The sequence below is a fragment of the Paenibacillus sp. 1182 genome, assembly GCF_017833915.1.
GTDB lineage: Bacteria > Bacillota > Bacilli > Paenibacillales > Paenibacillaceae > Paenibacillus > Paenibacillus polymyxa_D.
This window is the reverse complement of the sequence record NZ_JAFICR010000020.1, coordinates 36,460-56,565: the sequence shown is the minus strand read 5'-3', so window position 1 is coordinate 56,565 and position 20,106 is coordinate 36,460. Positions and strand designations below refer to the sequence as shown.

Sequence of the window (20,106 nt, the reverse complement as noted above, 5' to 3'; positions counted from 1 at the left end):
GCGTTGTAGCGGAATGAAGGATTTGAATCCGGAGAAGCGTAGCGCTCGCCTCCAAAGCTTTTCAAGGAAAAGCTACATCGTAAGCATATACTCAACGGGATTCCTACAGTCATATGTTTTACCAATTCAAAAGAATCCCGTTGCAACAGCGATCACAGGATCAAATCATTCATGAAGCGTCTCCTAACCACCATAACTCAGTGCATTTTTAGACCCGTACACCATCGCATCACACATACGTACGGTGCGCTTGATTTGCGCCACATCGTGTACACGCACAATCTGGCACCCTTGAGCAATGCCAAAAGCAACAGTAGCCGCCGTGCCCTCCACCACATCATTCACAGGCAAATCCAGTGCTGTACGAATAAATCTTTTGCGCGACGTAGCCAATAACAGCGGAAAGCCCAGCTGACCCAATCTATCGAGAGAAGTCATGGCATGAATATTTTCATCGTAATCCTTGGCAAAACCGATACCTGGGTCTAAAATGATCTGTTCCTCACGTACCCCCGCATCCAGCGCTAATCGGATACTCTCTTTTAAATCGGACAGCATATCAGAAACCAAATCACTATAGTTATGGTCATGACGATTATGCATCAAAATGACCGGGCAATCGAATTCCGAAGCTACACGTGCCATATCAGGGTCTGCCTTAAACCCCCACACATCATTAATGATATGTGCGCCAGCTTCGAGTGCCTTTCTGGCTACTTCAGCTTTGTAAGTATCTACAGATAATGGAATGTGCGGTGCGATACGATGGATGGCCTGGACGACCGGAATGACCCGAGCCAGCTCCTCTTCCACACCTACTGGATCATGACCGGGACGGGTAGACTCCCCGCCAATGTCAATGATATCAGCTCCATCTTCCACCAGCTTCAATGCATGTAAAACAGCAATCTCCGGGTTATAATGTAATCCTCCATCGGAAAATGAATCCGGGGTCACATTCAGTATACCCATGATCTGTGTGGAATGTCCGAGTGTAAGCTCGGCATCCCCCATTCGGTAACTACGTTGATAAAGGGTCGGTATGTTCACTTGATCCCTGCTTTCTGTCTATAATCGTGCAACAGCAAAGCTGTTATGGACTTGGGGTGCGTCAAGAGAACCGATACATGGTTGGTTGCTCCTCCCGGCTCCAACAACAAATCCACGGGCCGTATTTCTTGTATAGAGTTGGTCATAAAAATTTCATCAGCCTGTTTCAGCTCGTCCCAGCGGTACAAGCCTTGCTCACAAGGAATGTCTCGCAGATGCGCCAGCTCCAAAATGAATTCACGTGTAATGCCTGGCAGAATCCCTGTAGACAAGTCAGGGGTATACAGCGTATTATTCCGCACAAAAAACAAATTGCTGACCATTCCCTCTGCCAGAAAACCATCCGCCGTAAGCATCATTCCTTCAGCCTTATAACGGACAGCCTCGGCATACTGCTGAAGTTCCCGCTTCGCAAGAATGTTATTCATATAATGGAGCGACTTTAAGCGAACCTCACCCTCTGGAGTGTTTCTGGGGGTTCGCAACAACTGAAGCGCCGATGGGGAAGTGGATTGCCCGGTTTGTGTATTGGTAGAGGGCAACGGTTTGGCAAACAAAATATGGTTGGGGCGCGTATAGTCACCCGTCGGCAATCCTAGCGCCTCTTCACCCGCTGATACGGTGTAGCGGATATAGGCTTCATCCAGTCCATTCGCCACCATCAGATGCTGAATGTGTTTCGTAAGCTGCTCCTCATCAGGTTGAAAAGGAATGCCAAGCATTCGGCAGCCTTCCTGTAGTCGATGCAGATGCCGATCCAGCAAGAATGGGGCACCCTTGTAGGTGCGGAATGTTTCAAACAAACCCATTCCGTATAAAAAGCCGTGATCACTTACGTGAACCACGGCTTTTGCGGCTTCCGTGAGGACGCCGTTGACTCCGATATATTTCATGAATCAAACGCCTACCTTGCGTTTTAGGAAATTGCGTAACAGCTGATGCCCGTAATCCGTAATAATGGATTCTGGATGGAACTGAACTCCTTCTACGGCAAATTCTTTATGCCGCAAACCCATAATTTCACCTTCTGCGGTTTCAGCGGTAATCTCTAGACACTCAGGCAGACTCTCGCGCTCTACCAGCAATGAGTGATACCGGGTTGCTGTGAACGGAGAAGGCAAGCCTTCAAATACTGACGTATTGTGATGAAGAATCGGTGAGGTTTTACCGTGCATGAGTCGTTCAGCCCGGATAACCTTACCGCCAAAAGCCTGTCCGATGGCCTGATGGCCGAGGCAAACGCCAAAAATCGGAATGCGACCTTTAAAATGGCTGATCACATCCAGTGATATCCCCGCCTCATTCGGCGTGCATGGACCCGGCGAGATCAAAATATGCTCTGGTGCCAGCTCTTCTATGCCTTTCACATCAATCTCATCGTTCCGTTTTACGGTTACTTCTTCGCCAAGTTCACCCAAATACTGAACAAGATTGTACGTAAACGAATCATAATTATCAATCACCAAAATCATACGACTCACCCTCCTGTGATACCGCTTCTGCTCAAAGCGGCTTCTTCTTCACCACATTGTACCGCCTTCATGACAGCTCTGGCCTTGTTCCGACATTCCCGATATTCCCTGTACGGGTCTGAATCAATGACGATCCCCGCACCTGTCTGTAAATAGGCAGTGCTGCCTTTAACAGCTAGTGTTCTTATTATAATATTTAATTCCATATTACCGTTATAGTCAATCCATCCAAGGGACCCAGTATAAGGCCCCCGCCGGACAGGCTCTAATTCTTCGATGATTTCCATCGTGCGCACCTTGGGTGCCCCGGTAATGGTTCCGCCTGGAAAGGTAGCCGCAATTACATCTATAGCTGTACGACCTGAGGCTAACTTCCCCTCCACCTGAGAAACCAAATGCATAACGTGCGAATAATACTCGACAGTCAGCAGTTCAGGTACATGCACCGATCCGTATTCGGCAATCCGTCCGATATCGTTACGCTCCAGATCGACGAGCATAATATGCTCGGCGCGTTCTTTTTCGCTTGATAGAAGCTCTGCTGCCATAGCGGCATCTTCATCCGGTGTTAGCCCCCTTCTTCTCGTACCTGCAATAGGTCGGGCGCTCACACGTCCATCCTCCAGCTTCACCAACAATTCTGGCGATCCACTGACGATCCGTAAATCTGGCATACGCAGCATACCCATATAAGGGGATGGATTCAGCAGACGAAGCCATTCATATATATTCTCAGGAAGGGCTGCAAGCGTACGTTGCTGACGAATCGACAAGTTAACCTGAAATACATCCCCTTGGGCAATATATTCCTGCACACGTTTCACGGCATGTTCAAAATCTTGTTGGTTGAATGCCGCTGCCCATCCTTCAGATTCTTGATGAGCAGCCTCTAATCCTTTTTCGGACAGCCGAGCACAACGGCGAGGATGAGCTGGATCAGTCTCTCCCGCATGTATGATGTTCTTCCACTGAGTCAGCATGCGTCCTGCACGTTGGACCGCTTCCGCATAAAGTTTGCCAAGTATCGATATGGTCTCATCCACCATAAGCTCATTAGCCAAATCAGTCTGGCTAATGAATTCACCGGAGCGGGCAGGATTGGGCATATGAACAGCGCAATATATGCAGGATTTTTCGTGATCATAAATCCACAGCTCATTCACCCTCATCCATACATAATCAGGTATGCCCGTATCGTCTGCAGCTTGAGATGGCAAACGCTCCAACGAGCGAGCTACATCGTATCCAAGATAACCCGCAAATCCTCCAGAGAAAAAGGGCATGCCAGGTACACGCGGTGCACGGTAAGGAGCGATCCAGTTGTTCATGACTTTCAAAGGTTGACCATGCATATCTCCATGCTTCCCACTTTGCAAATCAGTCCAAACTGCATGTTCTCCCTTGCCTTCCAATACAGCAACCGGATTTAAGGCCAGATAGGTGTACCTCCCACCTTTAGCGCTCTCCAGCAAAAAGGCATATGGCGACGAATCCTCCCAAGCCTTCCGCCACGATGACGGTAGCCCTCCCACGGGTAATGGGTACTCGGCGATATAGGGAAGTATGCTCCAGCCTTCCTCCTGCCAAACCTGCCACTGCGCCTCCGTCACTCTAGCTGTCGATTTCATCCGTGTGTGCTTCCCCTTCCCAACTTTTCAATAAGTCTACATTCTCTCCTTAAAAAGAAACCCCCACTCCCCTGCAACAGGGAAATGAGGGAATCCTTACGTATAGTATACACAATTACGACATAATTACAGCTCGAAATTGTACAGTGGTGTACTCAGGTAACGTTCTCCATTACTTGGAATAATGACAACGATCCGTTTACCCTTGCCCAATTGCTTAGCAAGTTTCAAAGCCGCATGGACAGCCGCGCCAGATGAAATACCGGACAAAATGCCCTCTTCCTTGGCCACTCTACGTGCTACCTCGAAAGCTTCGTCGTTTTCTACATGAATAATTTCATCATAGATATCACGGTTTAAAATTTCAGGAATAAAGTTGGCACCCAACCCTTGGATCTTGTGGGGTCCTGGCTTACCGCCTGCTAACAGCGGGGAAGAGGCAGGTTCTACGGCCACAACTTTAATATCAGGGAATTCTTTCTTAAGCACTTCACCGGCTCCAGAAATGGTTCCGCCAGTACCTATTCCCGCTATAAAAGCGTCCAGAGTTCCGCCAATGGAATGAATGGCTTCCACAATCTCAGGACCGGTCGTTTCACGGTGAATTTTGATATTAGCTTTGTTCTTGAACTGCTCAGCAGCAAAATAATCCGGATTTTCACTCAGCAATTCTTCCATTTTCTTAACGGACCCGTTCATGCCTTCTGATCCTGGTGTTAACACAAGTTCGGCTCCATAAGCGCGCAACAAATTACGACGCTCTATGCTCATCGTTTCTGGCATAACGATGACTGCCTTATAGCCCTTCGCAGCAGCAACCATAGCCAAGCCGATTCCTGTATTACCGCTAGTTGCTTCAATAATGGTACCGCCTGGCTTAAGCAGACCTTCACGTTCAGCTTCTTCTACCATACTAATCGCAATACGATCTTTTACACTGGAGCCTGGGTTCTGATATTCCAGTTTCAAATAGATTTCAGCGCTATCTTCCGGTACGATCCGGTTGAGGCGAACGAGGGGGGTTTCCCCGATAAGTTCGGTGATGTTATTAACAACTTTAGCCATGATAATTCCTCCCTGACTGTAGATGATATATTAAAAAATGCGAAATCATATTGTAGATCAATCTTAGTCAATCACTTTAATTTTGTACCGTTCATTTAATTTCCGATAAAAATAGTGGGTTTTATACGCTAATCATAACAATCTTCAATTCCAATGTCAATACGAGTGAGTAAGCTGCGATGCTGTCAACCCGCGTTATCAGCATCGCGCTTCCTTCAAACCAATGTTCTTTCACTACGTTACAGAGAAGCGGAGGATGCATTCTTTCCAGATAAAATACGCGCTCCATACTTATCACGCAGACTCTTCTCAACCTCTTCCAAAGGAGCGGCTTGTGCAAGCGCAAGAGATCGACGAATTTGCTGCCGGATCTGCTGCTTATCCGGAGAATTCTTCAACCGGACATCCTGTACATAAATGACAGCATAGCCATCGTTAACAGAGATTGGACCCGCAACATCCCCAGAGCTTAGCTCTCTCGCCGCCTTCATAATCGCCTCCGGTTGCAATGGATCATATTCATCCACCCATCCCAGCTGTCCACTGCTATCTTTGTCGAAAGGCTTACCTGAATGCTCTTGAATCAGCACATCGAAGCTCTCCCCCTGCTTAACCCGGTCTAGCAACGCTTCTGCTTCCTCCGCATTATCCACATAAAGAGCTGCCAATTGGATCTGCTTACCGACGGCAAATTCCTCGGGATGCTGCTCCCAATACTCGTCAATCTCAGCTTCCTGAACTTGAATACCCTGCGTAGCTATTTTCTCCAAACCAATCCGGTATTCCGCTTCATTCCGCAAGTCAACCGGATCTAAGCCAAACTGTCGCTGCATTTCATCAAAGTAGGTATGATCTGAGTCATACCCTTTACTATCCTGCTCCAGCACCTGCTGTAAGTCCTCTTGGGTGATCTTGATACCGAGACGCTTGGTTTCAGCCTGCACGGCTTTACGATTCAACATTTGCAACAGCGTATTGGTTCCATATCGCTTTTTCAGTTCCGCTACCCACTGTTCCTCCGATATGCCTTCCTGACCCATCTCCGCCACAGTATGATCGCCGTCATCCTTGCTTACATCACCCGGCTTTGACAGCCCCCGAAGCATGATAAGACCACCCAAGGCGGCGACGCTAACGGTCAGAATAATGACAGCTGTCCATAATCCCTTTTCCCGTGTAGTCATCGCTTGCACCGCCCATCCGGTTAGGCTTTGGCTTGATCTAACAGATTTTGCAGCTCATCTTTATTAAACTGATAAGCCTCATTACAAAAGTGACATACGACCTCAGCCTGTCCTTCTTCCTCAATTAACTGCTCTAATTCGCTTTCTCCCAAACTGATCAATGTTTTTTCCACGCGCTCACGTGAACACTCACATTGAAAATGGATATCCAATTCATCGAGAATCCGAACGTCCGGCAACATCCAGCGCAGCATTTCATCAAGTTCCAACCCTTGATCCAGCAAAGCGGTAACGGGCGGAATGGAGCTGACTGCATTTTCGATCGCAGTTATCTCATCATCATTCAAGCCTGGAAGCAATTGAATAATAAATCCACCGGCCACAATAACCGAGTTATCAGTATCTACCAGCACACCCAAGCCCACCGCTGACGGGGTCTGCTCCGATTTGGCAAAATAATAGGTAAAGTCCTCACCCAGTTCACCGGAAATAATCGGAGTACTGCCGCGATACGGTTCTTTTAACCCCAAATCCTTGATGATATGAATGAACCCCTCTGTACCTACAGCACCCGCTACATCCAGTTTGCCCATACTATTGCTCGGCAAATGCACATGTGGTTCAGTAACATAACCTCGCACTTCCCCTACAGCATTGGCATCAACGACGATTTGCCCAATCGGTCCATCACCTTTAACTTGAATGGTTAATCGCTCTTTGCCTTTTAGCATAGAACCCATAATAGCTCCTGCTGTGAGGGTTCGCCCCAAAGCAGCGGTAGCCGTTGGATACGTATCATGTCTTCTCCGCAATTCCTCTACCAATTGAGTTGTCCGAACAGCAAAAGCTCTAACCCTCCCATCCATGGCTGTGCCACGAATAAGTCGATCCTGCTTATTTTCCATATTGATATCCTCCCCTATTCTCCAGGACAGCTATGCTGCTTATTTTCGTTGTATTGCTCATCATTGAAGCATAATTTCCTACTATATAAACAACCTGCATCGACAGATCACGCGAATTGTTCAAAAACGTAACATATTTCAGTATAGACGAAAAACGCCGCTAATCCAAACCGATAAGATCATCGGTTGGACGCAGCGGCAGCTTATATCCACTTTTTTATTCAGCGTTACGTTGGTAAATGATACGTAATCCTTCAAGCGTCAACATCGGCAACACTTTCTGAATGCTCTCTGTCTCTGATGCGATTAGCTCTGCAAGACCTCCGGTAGCAATAACCGTAGGCTCCGCCTGCATTTCTTCCTTAATGCGCCTCACAATGCCATCCACTTGCCCAGCATAACCGAAGATAATCCCAGCTTGCATGGCATGAACCGTATTACGACCAATAACCTTTTTGGGTTTCTCCAACTCGATACGGGGCAGCTTGGAAGCCCGTTGATACAGTGCCTCTGTCGAAATCCCGATACCCGGTACAATTACACCACCCAGGTAGTTTCCCTTATCGTCAATACAATCAAACGTCGTCGCGGTTCCAAAATCCACCACAACCAGCGGCCCGCCGAACCGTTCGACAGCCGCAACAGCGTTCACGATCCGATCCGCACCTACTTCACGCGGATTCTCATAACGCAGGTTAAGACCGGTCTTGATTCCCGGTCCGACGATTAACGGCGTTTTGCCTATGTATTTATCGCACATTTCTTCTAATACACGGACCAATGGCGGAACGACAGAGGAAATAATAACTCCTTGGATGTCATCCTTTAATACGCCACCCATACTAAAAAGATTATGTATGAGTACGCCGTATTCATCTGCGGTTGCCTGTCTGGAGGTACTGATCCGGTAATGGTGCAACAGCTCCCGCCCTTCGTACATCCCCAGAACAATATTGGTATTACCTACATCCACTACAAGAATCAATGGGTGTCACCTATCTTTCTTTGCGTTAAGGTCAAGGCTGATATCCAGACTATGAAAAGAGTATGTCAGCCTGCCTACAGAAATCACATCTACGCCACTCTCAGCCATCTCACGCACTGTATCCAGCGATACATTGCCCGAGGCTTCTGTTTTGACATGTGGTGCCCGTTCCCGAATGAACCGAACGGCTTCCTTCATATCTGGGGCAGACATGTTATCCAGCATAATGATATCCGCCCCAGCTTCCAGGGCTTCCTGCACTTGTTTCATGTTTTCCGTCTCTACTTCAATCGTCATCGTATGCGGTATATTAGCGCGCGCTCGACTCACAGCTTGTTCAATCCCACCTGCGCCCTTAATATGATTATCCTTAATCATAACAGCATCGTACAGGCCAAAGCGATGATTCGAGCCACCGCCTACACGAACAGCATACTTCTCCAGCAGCCGATGTCCCGGTGTTGTTTTGCGTGTATCCACCAAGCGGGTGGACAAACCATGCAATTGTTCTATAAAAGCTCGAGTCCGCGTGGCAATGCCAGACATTCGTTGTAGCAAATTTAACGCCAGTCGCTCTCCAGTCAAAATCGCATGGGTACTTCCATTCACTTCAGCCAAAACGCTTCCCTTTTCAATCCACTGTCCATCGGTCACCAGCGGAGTAAACGACAAGGAAGGGTCCACTACCTGAAATACAAGGGCAGCCACGGGTAAACCCGCAACTACGCCGCTCTCCTTGGCATGAATGACAGCCTTGGATTGGTGGCCCTGCTCAATCGTCCAGCGCGTGGTCACATCGCCAGAGCCCGTATCTTCTCGCAGCCAGCTGCGAATTTGTGCCGTCAGTTCCTCCTGATATCCACTAAACTCTCCATAAAGCTCGCTGTTAGATGTCATGAACGTACTCCTCCGTTATCCCTTGATCACGTCGCTGCTGGACATGCTTTCGCCAGGCGCTATCATCTGTCTCAGGAAAATCCTCGCGATAATGCGCTCCCCGGCTCTCCTCACGCAGTAACGCACAATCTGTTACTAATAAAGCACATGTGAGCAAATTGGCAAATTCGATCTCTTCCCGGCTAGCGATCACAGCCCCGAAAATAGGCATTTGCCCTTGCAGCTCATCTAATGCTGCTTGCAGCCCCTCGCCGTGCCGACGAACTCCAGCATAACGAACCATTGCTTCTTGCAGCTTAAGCCGTTGCTCCGTGACGGATGAAGCCGGGAACTCTGTGCGGTTATCGCTATAAGATATCAACGTATGGCCGACCAGCGGTGGCAATGAATGCAGTCGCTCAATAATCCTACTGGCGAATACAATAGCTTCAGATAATGAATTGCTCGCAAGACGATTAGCTCCGTGAACACCTGTAGAAGAGGTCTCCCCGCAGGCGAATAAACGCGCAATGGAGCTTTCCCCGTGTAAATTGGTCTGAACACCACCCATCATATAATGGGCAGCAGGCGCAATGGGAATCCAGTCTGTCGTCATATCCAAACCAAATGACAGACATGTCCGATAAATGGTTGGAAAACGTCGCTTCACCCGCTCAGGCGGCTCATGCGTAATATCCAAGTATACAAACGCAGCTTGGGTGCGTTCCATCTCATGAATGATAGCACGAGCTACGATATCTCTGGGTGCAAGCTCCTGCCGTGAATCATACTTGTCCATGAAGCGTTCTCCGTGAATATTGCGTAACACGGCTCCTTCTCCCCGTACAGCTTCGGAAATTAGAAACCTTGGAGCGCCCGGATGGCACAACGCCGTAGGATGAAACTGTATGAATTCCATATCCCGGACAATCGCCCCAGCACGATACGCCATAGCAATACCATCCCCGGTTGCAATATCCGGGTTAGTCGTATAACGGTATAATTGCCCGCTACCTCCTGAGCACAAAATCGTTGCATTAGCAGTGATATACGACCTTTCCCCACCTGGCTTTTGGACGAGGGCCCCAATACACTCACCATGCTCAGTCAGCAGGTCGACGACCATGCACTCTTCCCACACTTCGATACCGGGATGAGCAGCAACCTGCTTTGACAACGCACGAACAATTTCATAACCCGTAGCGTCCCCATTCGCATGCAAAATACGCCGATGGCTATGCGCTCCTTCCCGTGTCAATGCTAGTTCACCATCCACACGATCAAAAGCCGTTCCCATACGTATTAACTCTTGAATACCACCTGGACCTTCATGGACAAGCGTTCTGACCGCCTCTGGTTCGCACAAACCTGCACCAGCAATCAGGGTGTCCTGCATATGATAAGCAGGTGTATCCTCATCCGATGTGACAGCAGCAATGCCGCCTTGAGCATAACGTGTGTTGCTTTCCATCAAAGTCTTCTTGGTGATCAGCAACACTTTCCGATTCTCTGCAGCCTTAATGGCTGTATATAAGCCCGCAATGCCCGAGCCGATAATTAACACGTCGGCTTCCAATCGGGTCAATTCCGCTACATCAAAATCAACTAGATATCTTGGAATCATGCCTTCACCTGATTTCACAGAAGAATAGCGCACACCATAGGTTCTACAGTATGCGCTCACGTATATGTTCAAAATAATAGAAAGTCGATTGCAGCAGCTGTTGGCTTTTATAAGCTAAGAAGACGACAGCCGTTTATTTAACAATAAATGTACACAACGTTCCGGTGTCTGTCAAATCACGTTAGCAATAATCTTCCATTTAAAAAGCTCCGGAAAACCAATAATACCTGGTTCCCCGGAGCTTGCATATAAGCTTATTCAACTATCCATTGAATGATTAGGTTGTTGTCGGTGGAGTACCACCGGAGTTGCCCGAATTGTTATCATCCTCTGGCTTTTGCAGATTAGGGATATCATTCGGTTGATCTGTTGTATTCTTAGGCTCTTCATCCTTACCTTGAATACGTACACGGACGTCTCCAATGTTGTCGATCACAGGCTCACCGTTTTCCGGTGTTCCTTCTCCTTCAGTCGTGCCACCATCCAAAGAACCTGTCTCAATCAAACGTTTGATTTGTTCAAGTTCCAAGGTTTCTTCTACCAGCAAGGTTTGAGCAATCAAATGAACCTCTTTGGAATACTTGGTCAGGAGTTCTCTAGCACGCTCATAAGATTCAGTGATGAAACGATTCATCTCCTGGTCAATCTGATAAGCGATCTGATCACTGTAGTTCTGCTCATGACCGATATCGCGTCCAAGGAATACTTGGCCTTGTGAAGTACCGAACTGCATCGGACCAAGTTTCTCACTCATACCATATTCTACGATCATGCTACGTGCGATGCTTGTTGCTTGTTGGAAGTCGCTATAGGCTCCTGTTCCGATCTCACCAATGAACAGTTCCTCGGATACGCGTCCACCCAACAATCCAGTGATTTTGTCCAGCAATTCCTGCTTAGTTGTCAGCATGCGGTCTTCCTTCGGAAGCATGATGACATATCCGCCTGCACGTCCACGTGGAATAATCGTTACCTTGTGAACCATGTCGGCATTTTCCAAGAAGAAACCAATAATCGTATGGCCTGCTTCATGATAAGCAACAATTCGTTTCTCGCGGTCACTGATTACGCGGCTGCGTTTTTCTGTACCTACGATAACACGGTCGATTGCTTCATCTACTTCTCGCATCGAAATATCCCTGCGGTTACGACGAGCCGCCAACAAGGCAGCTTCGTTCAACAGATTTTCGAGATCAGCGCCTGTAAAGCCTGTTGTACGTTTCGCAATTACGTCCAATTTAACATCCTTCGTTAACGGCTTGTTGCGAGCATGTACATACAATACTGCTTCACGGCCTTTAACATCTGGACGGTCAACCGTAATTTGACGGTCAAAACGTCCTGGACGAAGCAACGCCGGGTCGAGAATATCCGGACGGTTTGTAGCAGCTACGATGATAATACCTTCGTTTGCGCCGAATCCATCCATCTCTACGAGCAATTGGTTGAGCGTCTGCTCACGTTCATCATGTCCGCCACCCAATCCAGCGCCACGTTGACGTCCAACGGCATCAATCTCATCAATGAAAATGATACAAGGTGCGTTCTTCTTAGCGTTCTCGAACAAATCACGAACACGGGAAGCACCGACCCCGACGAACATTTCTACAAAATCAGAACCTGAGATACTGAAAAACGGTACTCCAGCCTCGCCTGCAACAGCTCTTGCCAAGAGTGTTTTACCCGTACCTGGAGGGCCCACTAACAGAACACCTTTCGGAATACGAGCGCCCACAGCTGCAAACTTGCGTGGGTCCTTCAAGAATTCTACGACTTCGACAAGCTCCTGCTTCTCTTCGTCAGCCCCTGCCACGTCCTCGAACGTAACCTTCTTCTTCTCTTCGTTATACAGACGGGCTTTGCTCTTGCCGAAGTTCATAACTTTGCCGCCACCGCCCTGTGCCTGATTAAACAGGAAGAAGAACAACAGGAACATGATCACCAAAGGAATGATAGAAGTCAAAAACGTCAGCCAGATGCTTTCGCCTTCCATTTTCTTCTGTACATATTCAAACCCGTTCGTTTCGCTGGCATTTACCAGTTCACTTAGTGCTTGATCCGTTGGTGGAACATATACGGAAAAATTGGTCGATTTAGCATTAGCCGGCTGCTTCTTATATGCACCGGTTACAAGATAGGCGTAACCGTCAAATTGGACCGTTACTTTAGAGATGTTATTAGCTTTAACCTCTTGCCGTAATTGGTCATATCTAGGGAGATCGGAGGCTTCGTTACTGTTACTAACAAACTGAACGATACCCACCACAACTAAAAAAAGAATCAAATAAAAACCAGAATTCCGGATGAACCGATTCATCCCCTACCTCCTCTCGAGACACTTAAGTTATTTTACCATAGCCTGTAAGTCCTTCTCAACAAAGGGCCTTATTTAGTCCTAGGACTGGAGGCTGAGATTAGCTGGTATAGATTTCCGGCTTCAAAATCCCTATGTATGGGAGGTTCCGGTAGTGCTCGGCATAGTCCAGACCATAGCCGACAACAAACGCATCTGGAAGCGTAAATCCAGTATAATCTGCTTCAAGATTAACCGTCCGGCGTGCAGGCTTGTCGAACAAGGTTACGACACATACCGAATTGGCATTACGATTCTTGAGCAGTTCAATCAAATGTGTCAGCGTCAGGCCGCTGTCGATAATATCTTCGACAATCAGAACGTCGCGTCCTTCCACAGATGCGTCCAAATCCTTAATGATTTTGATGATACCTGAGGATTTTGTGGACGCTCCATAACTTGATACAGCCATGAAATCAAGCTCCAATGGCACTGTAATGGATTTAACCAAATCAGCCATAAAGATAAACGCACCTTTCAGTACGCAAATCACCAATGGATTTTTCCCTTCATATTTTACGCTGAGCTGTGCACCCAATTCCTTAATTTTACTCTGAATTTCTTCTTCGCTGATCAATATTTCCTGAATATCATTTTGCAACGGTGTAAACCTCCTAAGTTTATACTATGAAAGCCGTTCCTGTGCAATTACCGGTGCCCCGGACTCTCTCGTCTTTGCCATGACATATATATAACCGAAGACGTGTGCTCTTGCACCGCGGCATGTACAGAACGTCGTACGCCCGGAATCCAGAGAATAGCTCCAGATTGGTCGCAGACGATGGGAATAACGGAACGCATTGAAGGAGGTATTTTTTCATTAATAAAAATATCTTTAACCTTTTTTCTTCCGTTTAATCCCATTACATACATGGTATCTCCAGGTAATCGCGAGCGTACAGTCAAAGGCAGACTCAATTGATCTGCGTCGAACCACGCTTCCTCCTTATTGGCCGGATGATCCCCATCCAAATAGGAAGCCCTTCGCCACCGAAGTATACCACCTGCCTCAGGCAACTCTAGCTCACCGGAAATAGGCAATACACTTAGTCCATAGCACCATTCGCCCATAACGACTTGCGTACGGTCAAACAAAACCGCTTGGTCATATTCGCGGACTCCAACCGCACCGCCTCCCAAATCCAAACTCCATGTAGACGATGCCTCTTGGAGAAGTCTTAGTCGAACGGTCTCAATTTTACGAAAATCAAAATTTTCACTGTCCGAAGGCAGATAATTTAATATTAGTTTAATCAACCTCCGTTGTAAAGCAACGGGTAGCTTACGGTATGAAGCGATGGGAAACATGTACCTGCCATTATCCAAGCTCACCATTTTCTCGTATACTGACAGCGTAGATGCCTCCATAAAGTCATTTTCGTCAGCCATCGTTTCGGCCAGCCGGTTCAGAGATGGTGTCAGTCGCTCATTATATTGCCCCAAAAAAGGAAGCACATCCATGCGGATGGCGTTACGGCGGTATTTGGACGATAAATTAGTGCTGTCTATCACGTAGGAAAGACCATACAAGTTACAAAACTCAATCAGGTCAGCCTTGTACATACGTAGCAGCGGGCGAATGAGTTGCACATTTTTTTCATTGCGTGCCAAACGCATACCCGCCAAACCTGCTGGGCCGCTACCACGCAGCAAGTGCAAAAGAACTGTTTCGGCTTGATCGTCGCCGTGGTGAGCCATTGCAATATGCTGTGCTTCCCACTTTGTAGCCATATCATGTAAAAAGCTGTAGCGCAGCTCGCGTGCTGCTTCCTGTGGTCCCTTACCACTCTCCTTCATATAAGCGGGTACATCGACCCGAGTCATTTCAAATGGAAGTTCAAGCTTTCGGGCAATATTGCGTACCACTTCAGCCTCCGCATCCGATTCCTCTGGTCTGAATCCATGATGAACGTGAGCGCAGACGAGTTGTAAAGGCATATGTATAACGGATATTTCATGTAAAATGTGCAAAAGGGCCACCGAATCCGGCCCACCGGATACAGCAACCACAATGCGGTCTCCGGGGCTCCACAGTGAATGATCTCGCGCCAAGGCGAGCACTTCCTGTACAACACCGGTCGGTTTTGTTGTTCCCATTCCCGACCCTCTTTTCTCCCTACCGTAAAAATGATGATCATCTGTTATCTTATGTAAGTCATGCTGCTACCTTAACGCAATCCAGAGCGCTCCGGCAAGCAGCAAAAGCGATACCGTGAAAGCATATCCCAGCCAGCGTGGATTCCCTCCTTTGACCGACGATTGCCTGACATGTGCGGAAGCCAAACGTGACCAAGATCGGGCCGCTGCACGAGTATCGGAATATTCTCCACGCACTGCACCCAGTAGCCATTCGGCATAGGGGCGTAATACACGGCTGCGGCGAATGATGACCGTCAATTCTGCCGTATTACGCAACTGTGGCAGCCTGCTGGCAGCCGCCTTTAACGATTCGCTCTCCAATATATGAATCGTTAGAAGAGCGAAGGCAAACAGGTCGTACTGGGAATCAGCATTTCGGCTGCCAGCATTCCAAAATCCCCTGTCATACCATTCTGTAAATTGTTTAACACTCCGGCCAGCAAGAGACACCCCACCGTAATCAATTAATTCAGCCTCTCCATAGGCATTGACCAAAATATTCTGCGGCTTCAGGTCGCCAAACACCCACCCTGCCTGATGGAGATCCGCCAGACGATTCAGTATACCGGTTCCAGCCACGCCATACCATTCCGGCCCTTTGGCTGCCACAAAGCGATGAAGTGGATCACCCTTAACGTACCGCATAACATAAAAGGGTATCTCTCCGCTGCGTAACACTACATCATCCACCTCAAACAAAAAGGAAGGATTCCCATTTCGCTGGAGGGCGGTCTGAGTGCCCTGAGACTGCAATGTGGTTAGCACATTAATCTCCGATTGCAGATCAAGCGTGTTCTTCCCCATTTTCAGAGCAAATTGCCGATCGGCCTGTGCTTCTTTTACCAAATATACAGTTCCGTTCGCTCCCCGGCCCAGCAAGCGCTGGATGACATAGCTGCTCCGCTTCCACTTGCCCTTGATGACCGTTCCGGGTGCAAGAACGGGATCAGACGACGTAGTCACCGAGCATCCCTTCTCCTTTGCCATAGGATTCTTCCAGATCTTTCTGTTCTCCTAGTGTAACATATCGGTAATAATCAATCACTTGTAAAATGGCAGGACCTGTCGGTGTTGCCCCTTTCATCCGCAAGCGTCCAAATATCGATTTGATCTGATTAAGCTCAGAGGTCCAACCGATATCCATGACTGCGTCTTCTCCCATTTTGCCGCCCGGAAAATGAAATACAGATATACGGCTGTGTCCGCTTCTGGACTGTAAACTGAGCAGCAAATCACGAATGCTGTCCTCTACAGCAGGCAGCTTGGGCTTCATGCTCGCACTTGCATCAATGAGTAAAGCAATCTCCAGGGTGCTTGTTTCTGTCAGCTCATCCATCACCTCAACCACTTGGGCTCGTTTTGCCGGAGGAAGTTCACCGATATGTTTGGCGCCACCCTCGCCCAAAATGTGCGTTAACTCTCTATTAACCGCCTGCTGAATGGTTTGAACCACCGTTTTGCGCGTCATCATCTGCATGGTCTGTGCCAACTGCTTCGTCCCAACGATTTGGCTAAACCCTCCCCCTGCTTTAGCAATTTCTTGAATCTCCGCGCTGCCAAGCTCGCCAATAGTTCCATAATCTATGACTCCGGCGACATTCACTGTAATACCTTCCCGTAGAGCTTGGGCAGCCGCCATGACTGGACTAACACCTACATTTGAGCACCCGTCTGTTATGATCAAAATTTGCTTCATCGTTTTTTGACCTCCGCTTCCTCTTAATCTATTCCGATAGATTCTATCTTTGCCTAATCCGGAACGATTCAAACGAAGGATGCGGATTTTTAAAAAACGAATAAGGAATTTCCCGGGCAATGTCGGATTAGCTCACCGTCCGTGGACGTTCCAACCACCTCATGCCAGGTACATGGAGAGTTGCCCATTCTGGGCGGAAGTGATCTATTTTACTAACGACTACTGTCATATCGTCATAGATTTGATTTTGTTGGTATCGAATAACCCTTTCTAGTAAACAGTCGGCCAACTGCTGAGGATCTTCGCTTTCAATTTCCTGAATCATGCGTTTCATCCATATTTCCTTATTAACCGCATAACCCGGTGAGTCGTATATACCGTCTGTAATCATAATGAGAATATCACCCGGCTGGAGCTGCAGGGATACCAAATCAATTTCAATATCCTGTATAATGCCAATCGGCAAATTGCTGGCAGATACGGGAATGACCTCCTCTCCTCTTTTAATAAAGCTTGGCGTAGATCCAATTTTCATAAAGGTTGTCTGGGCCGTATACTGATCAATCAGCGCCATATCGACCGTAGCATACATTTCCTCAGGTGATCGCAGCATCAGGACAGAGTTAACCGACTTGATCGCCAATTTTTCGTCCATACCCGATTGCAGTAATTCCTCCAAAATGTTAAGTGCTGCACTGCTCTCTTGCTGCGCGCGCTCTCCGTTTCCCATGCCATCGCTTAAGGAGACTGCAAAAGTCCCGTTCCCTAGCTCCATCATGCTGTAGCTGTCTCCTGAGAAAAAATCACCTCCTTTGGCCGCACTAGCTACCCCTGTAGCAATCTCATACGTTTTAGCAGAGCCGAACATGACTGTAGCCAAGCCTTGGCGGCGATCTGCCTCCGTTTCGCGCATCACAGCTATATGCTCGTCCAGTATGTCCGACAGCAGTGGAGCAATGATTTTCCGACATTCATCAAATCCCCTTGTATAGGCATGGACAATCTCAATTTCTACCTGACCTGCATCCAGATTAATAATCTCAATAGATTGGATGGACAAGCCCAGTCTATCAAGAGCCTCCCGTATTTGCTCCTCCTGCCGATGCATGGTCTGCCCTTCCCGCTGAATTTCTCGCGCTAAATCCTCCATGATTTGTGATACGCCCGATAGCTGGTCAGCAACAAGCTGACGACTATCGTATACTTGGCGCTTCCACTGCATATTATGTTGGTAGAGGCTATACTGCTGCTTCATCACTTGCAGGACAGCGCCCGTTTTAGCACATGCCTTACTCCATTGCGGGGGAATCTGTTCCGGCCCCAAATCCGGGTTATCCTCAATGGCGCTCATCATTTCAGTCATATACTGATGGGTTTGCATGAACTTGCCGTCCCAGCACTGCTCACACTTGAAGCAGGAGGCACATGTCCCTTCCGCCACCGCATTCATAAAGTGTTCGATTTCACCATCCGACTTCGCGCCCTCACTTGCAGATATCTGGTGAAAGCTGCGGGATAGCTGACTGAATACACGGGAAAACTTCGTTACTCGCTCTGCGGTAAGATCGCGGACCCTTTTGGCATATTCATGCTGAGATTTAGCATGGTCCTGCGTACCGGGAACATAGGTAGAAACCGCTTTAAAGAAACTTTTTGGGGTCATTAAAAATAATAGAATCGCCGCACAGCTCTCCCAGGTTGATGTCAGCACGTCTCCGGTCCCATCCAAATAGATCGTCAGAATGGAGGAGCCTAGCAGCATCCCAAGCGCAACAGCACCCTTTTTCCCTTCACGCAGCATCCCTGCCAGCAAACCTGCAAAAGCGAGTAAACTCATCTGCACAATTGCAGACATATTGGCCAAGCTTAAAATTAAACCGGTAATGACACCGACCGATGCACCCAGCGAAGCACCTCCCACCAAAGCAAACACCAAGACCAAATATCGCGACAATACATGATCGACAGACAATGAATGAACAGTCCATCCTACTGCTCCTGTCATCACAGAGGCTAATAATATAATAAGACATAAAATTTCCTCATTTTTGAGCTGGCTTGTCTTCTTGCGGTACGTAAACAACGGTATGGCCTGTGTGAATACCAGCGTAAGCATAAAGCTGAGAACCGCATCCGTTCCCACAATGATAAGTTCATACCATGTGAAAGTTGGAGCCATCACGGCGTTAAATAAATTGACCATAAACACAGACAAGAAAACCATAAGCGGGGCATAGGATAGTTCCAGACGATCGAAGGTTCGTAACCCGCGATACAGGAAATAAAATACCAGTAGCTCACCACCAATCATAAATAACGATGGATAAGGAGCTAACAGGCTGCCTAACACAACGGATAAAGCTACAGGCAGCATCAGGTCACGCCGAAGAAACGTAATGACCGCAAAATAAGCGAGGGCAAAAGGAGAAAGCTCGTCCAAAATAGTGGCGCGTCCCAGTAGAACTCCCATAGCCGACAATAGCAGCATCCATCTTTGCGCTGTTACCCATTGCACCACTTTATGTGAATCCAGCCGTTTTCTGAGTCTGGAAGACCAACCTTCCGTACGCTCTTTGGATTTGGACTTTCTAGATTTTAACCCCGGAAAATGTACCACGTTCCATTTCTCCATCATGCGTCAGGCACCCCATTCATCAATTTGATGTTCCCATCTTAAACCGGAATGATTGAGAAAGTTTGTCAGAACCTCACGTCTTATTCCAAGAAATTTCCGACAAAAAAACGTTCTGCGCGAAAGGACAGAGCATCACCTTGAACATCAAGCTACGCCCGTATGGAAGCAGATGGAAGTTGCGTCTCTTAACTCCTTGCTTGACCTCTCTATGTCGTCCATCACTATGACCAAGACTAGCGATTTGCACAGAAGATAGACGGAAAACCGTTGGAGTTTGTCGGACGATTATGTCCTCACGACAAAAAAAACATTCGCTTTCCAGCACGAATGCTTCCTCGTCTTCATCAAAATTGCGAATCTCATAAAATACATGTATAACGATAACCGGATTTATCGCCCACAGCCATTGCATGTCGCATCTATTGTCGGTAGAACGCAAAAAAACCGTAGCAGTCTTTCGACTGTACGGTTTTCCGTGTATGGTTGATACGGTT

At 47.7% G+C, this 20,106-nt stretch carries 17 protein-coding genes; all 17 read right to left on the bottom strand.

What is annotated here, in order from left to right; translation table 11 throughout:
• Positions 1 to 183: 183 nt before the first annotated feature.
• The 17 genes from folP to JOD82_RS27245 all read right to left on the bottom strand — a co-directional run bounded on the left by folP (position 184) and on the right by JOD82_RS27245 (position 20,024).
• The gene (gene folP, locus JOD82_RS27325; protein ID WP_029514634.1) at positions 184 to 1,050 is read right to left on the bottom strand and encodes a dihydropteroate synthase; all 867 of its coding nucleotides are present in this window, start codon (positions 1,048 to 1,050) and stop codon (positions 184 to 186) included.
• Positions 1,047 to 1,943, bottom strand: a complete 897-nt coding sequence (locus JOD82_RS27320; protein WP_209950322.1) for an aminotransferase class IV — start codon at positions 1,941 to 1,943, stop codon at positions 1,047 to 1,049. Before JOD82_RS27320 ends, folP begins: the two co-directional genes overlap by 4 nt.
• Before the next feature lie 3 nt (positions 1,944 to 1,946).
• Entirely contained in the window at positions 1,947 to 2,522 is a 576-nt protein-coding gene (gene pabA, locus JOD82_RS27315) for an aminodeoxychorismate/anthranilate synthase component II (RefSeq protein ID WP_013308153.1), read from the bottom strand.
• 5 nt (positions 2,523 to 2,527) lie between these two features.
• Positions 2,528 to 4,150 carry an anthranilate synthase component I family protein gene (locus JOD82_RS27310; protein ID WP_209950321.1) on the bottom strand — a complete coding sequence of 541 codons (1,623 nt, stop codon included), beginning with the start codon at positions 4,148 to 4,150 and terminating at the stop codon, positions 2,528 to 2,530.
• 126 nt (positions 4,151 to 4,276) lie between these two features.
• Positions 4,277 to 5,215, bottom strand: a complete 939-nt coding sequence (cysK, locus tag JOD82_RS27305) for a cysteine synthase A (protein ID WP_029514630.1) — start codon at positions 5,213 to 5,215, stop codon at positions 4,277 to 4,279.
• Positions 5,216 to 5,454: 239 nt separating this feature from the next.
• Positions 5,455 to 6,399: a peptidyl-prolyl cis-trans isomerase gene (locus JOD82_RS27300; RefSeq protein WP_209950320.1), complete on the bottom strand. Its 945-nt coding sequence runs from the start codon at positions 6,397 to 6,399 to the stop codon at positions 5,455 to 5,457.
• A 20-nt stretch (positions 6,400 to 6,419) separates the two neighbouring features.
• Positions 6,420 to 7,304 carry an Hsp33 family molecular chaperone HslO gene (hslO, locus tag JOD82_RS27295; protein ID WP_025718327.1) on the bottom strand — a complete coding sequence of 295 codons (885 nt, stop codon included), beginning with the start codon at positions 7,302 to 7,304 and terminating at the stop codon, positions 6,420 to 6,422.
• Positions 7,305 to 7,521: 217 nt separating this feature from the next.
• A complete protein-coding gene (locus tag JOD82_RS27290) occupies positions 7,522 to 8,289 on the bottom strand; it encodes a type III pantothenate kinase (protein WP_013308148.1) in 768 nt (255 codons plus the stop codon).
• A gap of 6 nt (positions 8,290 to 8,295) precedes the next feature.
• Positions 8,296 to 9,186: a carboxylating nicotinate-nucleotide diphosphorylase gene (gene nadC, locus JOD82_RS27285; protein ID WP_029514628.1), complete on the bottom strand. Its 891-nt coding sequence runs from the start codon at positions 9,184 to 9,186 to the stop codon at positions 8,296 to 8,298.
• Positions 9,176 to 10,789 carry an L-aspartate oxidase gene (gene nadB, locus JOD82_RS27280; RefSeq protein WP_029514627.1) on the bottom strand — a complete coding sequence of 538 codons (1,614 nt, stop codon included), beginning with the start codon at positions 10,787 to 10,789 and terminating at the stop codon, positions 9,176 to 9,178. The genes nadC and nadB overlap by 11 nt, the downstream gene beginning before the upstream one ends.
• Positions 10,790 to 11,066: 277 nt before the next feature.
• Positions 11,067 to 13,106 carry an ATP-dependent zinc metalloprotease FtsH gene (gene ftsH, locus JOD82_RS27275; RefSeq protein WP_029514626.1) on the bottom strand — a complete coding sequence of 680 codons (2,040 nt, stop codon included), beginning with the start codon at positions 13,104 to 13,106 and terminating at the stop codon, positions 11,067 to 11,069.
• A 97-nt stretch (positions 13,107 to 13,203) separates the two neighbouring features.
• Complete coding sequence (gene hpt / locus JOD82_RS27270; protein WP_023986447.1) at positions 13,204 to 13,743, bottom strand: hypoxanthine phosphoribosyltransferase; 540 nt, start codon at positions 13,741 to 13,743, stop codon at positions 13,204 to 13,206.
• Between the two features lie 47 nt (positions 13,744 to 13,790).
• Positions 13,791 to 15,239 carry a tRNA lysidine(34) synthetase TilS gene (gene tilS, locus JOD82_RS27265; RefSeq protein WP_209950319.1) on the bottom strand — a complete coding sequence of 483 codons (1,449 nt, stop codon included), beginning with the start codon at positions 15,237 to 15,239 and terminating at the stop codon, positions 13,791 to 13,793.
• A 66-nt stretch (positions 15,240 to 15,305) separates the two neighbouring features.
• Positions 15,306 to 16,244 (bottom strand): protein kinase domain-containing protein, encoded by a 939-nt coding sequence (locus JOD82_RS27260; protein ID WP_069011234.1) that lies wholly within the window; start codon positions 16,242 to 16,244, stop codon positions 15,306 to 15,308.
• Positions 16,228 to 16,977: a vWA domain-containing protein gene (locus JOD82_RS27255; protein ID WP_023986444.1), complete on the bottom strand. Its 750-nt coding sequence runs from the start codon at positions 16,975 to 16,977 to the stop codon at positions 16,228 to 16,230. Before JOD82_RS27255 ends, JOD82_RS27260 begins: the two co-directional genes overlap by 17 nt.
• A 127-nt stretch (positions 16,978 to 17,104) precedes the next feature.
• Positions 17,105 to 19,612: a stage II sporulation protein E gene (gene spoIIE / locus JOD82_RS27250; RefSeq protein ID WP_209950318.1), complete on the bottom strand. Its 2,508-nt coding sequence runs from the start codon at positions 19,610 to 19,612 to the stop codon at positions 17,105 to 17,107.
• A gap of 73 nt (positions 19,613 to 19,685) precedes the next feature.
• A complete protein-coding gene (locus JOD82_RS27245) occupies positions 19,686 to 20,024 on the bottom strand; it encodes a hypothetical protein (RefSeq protein ID WP_209950317.1) in 339 nt (112 codons plus the stop codon).
• Between the last annotated feature and the right edge of the window lie 82 nt (positions 20,025 to 20,106).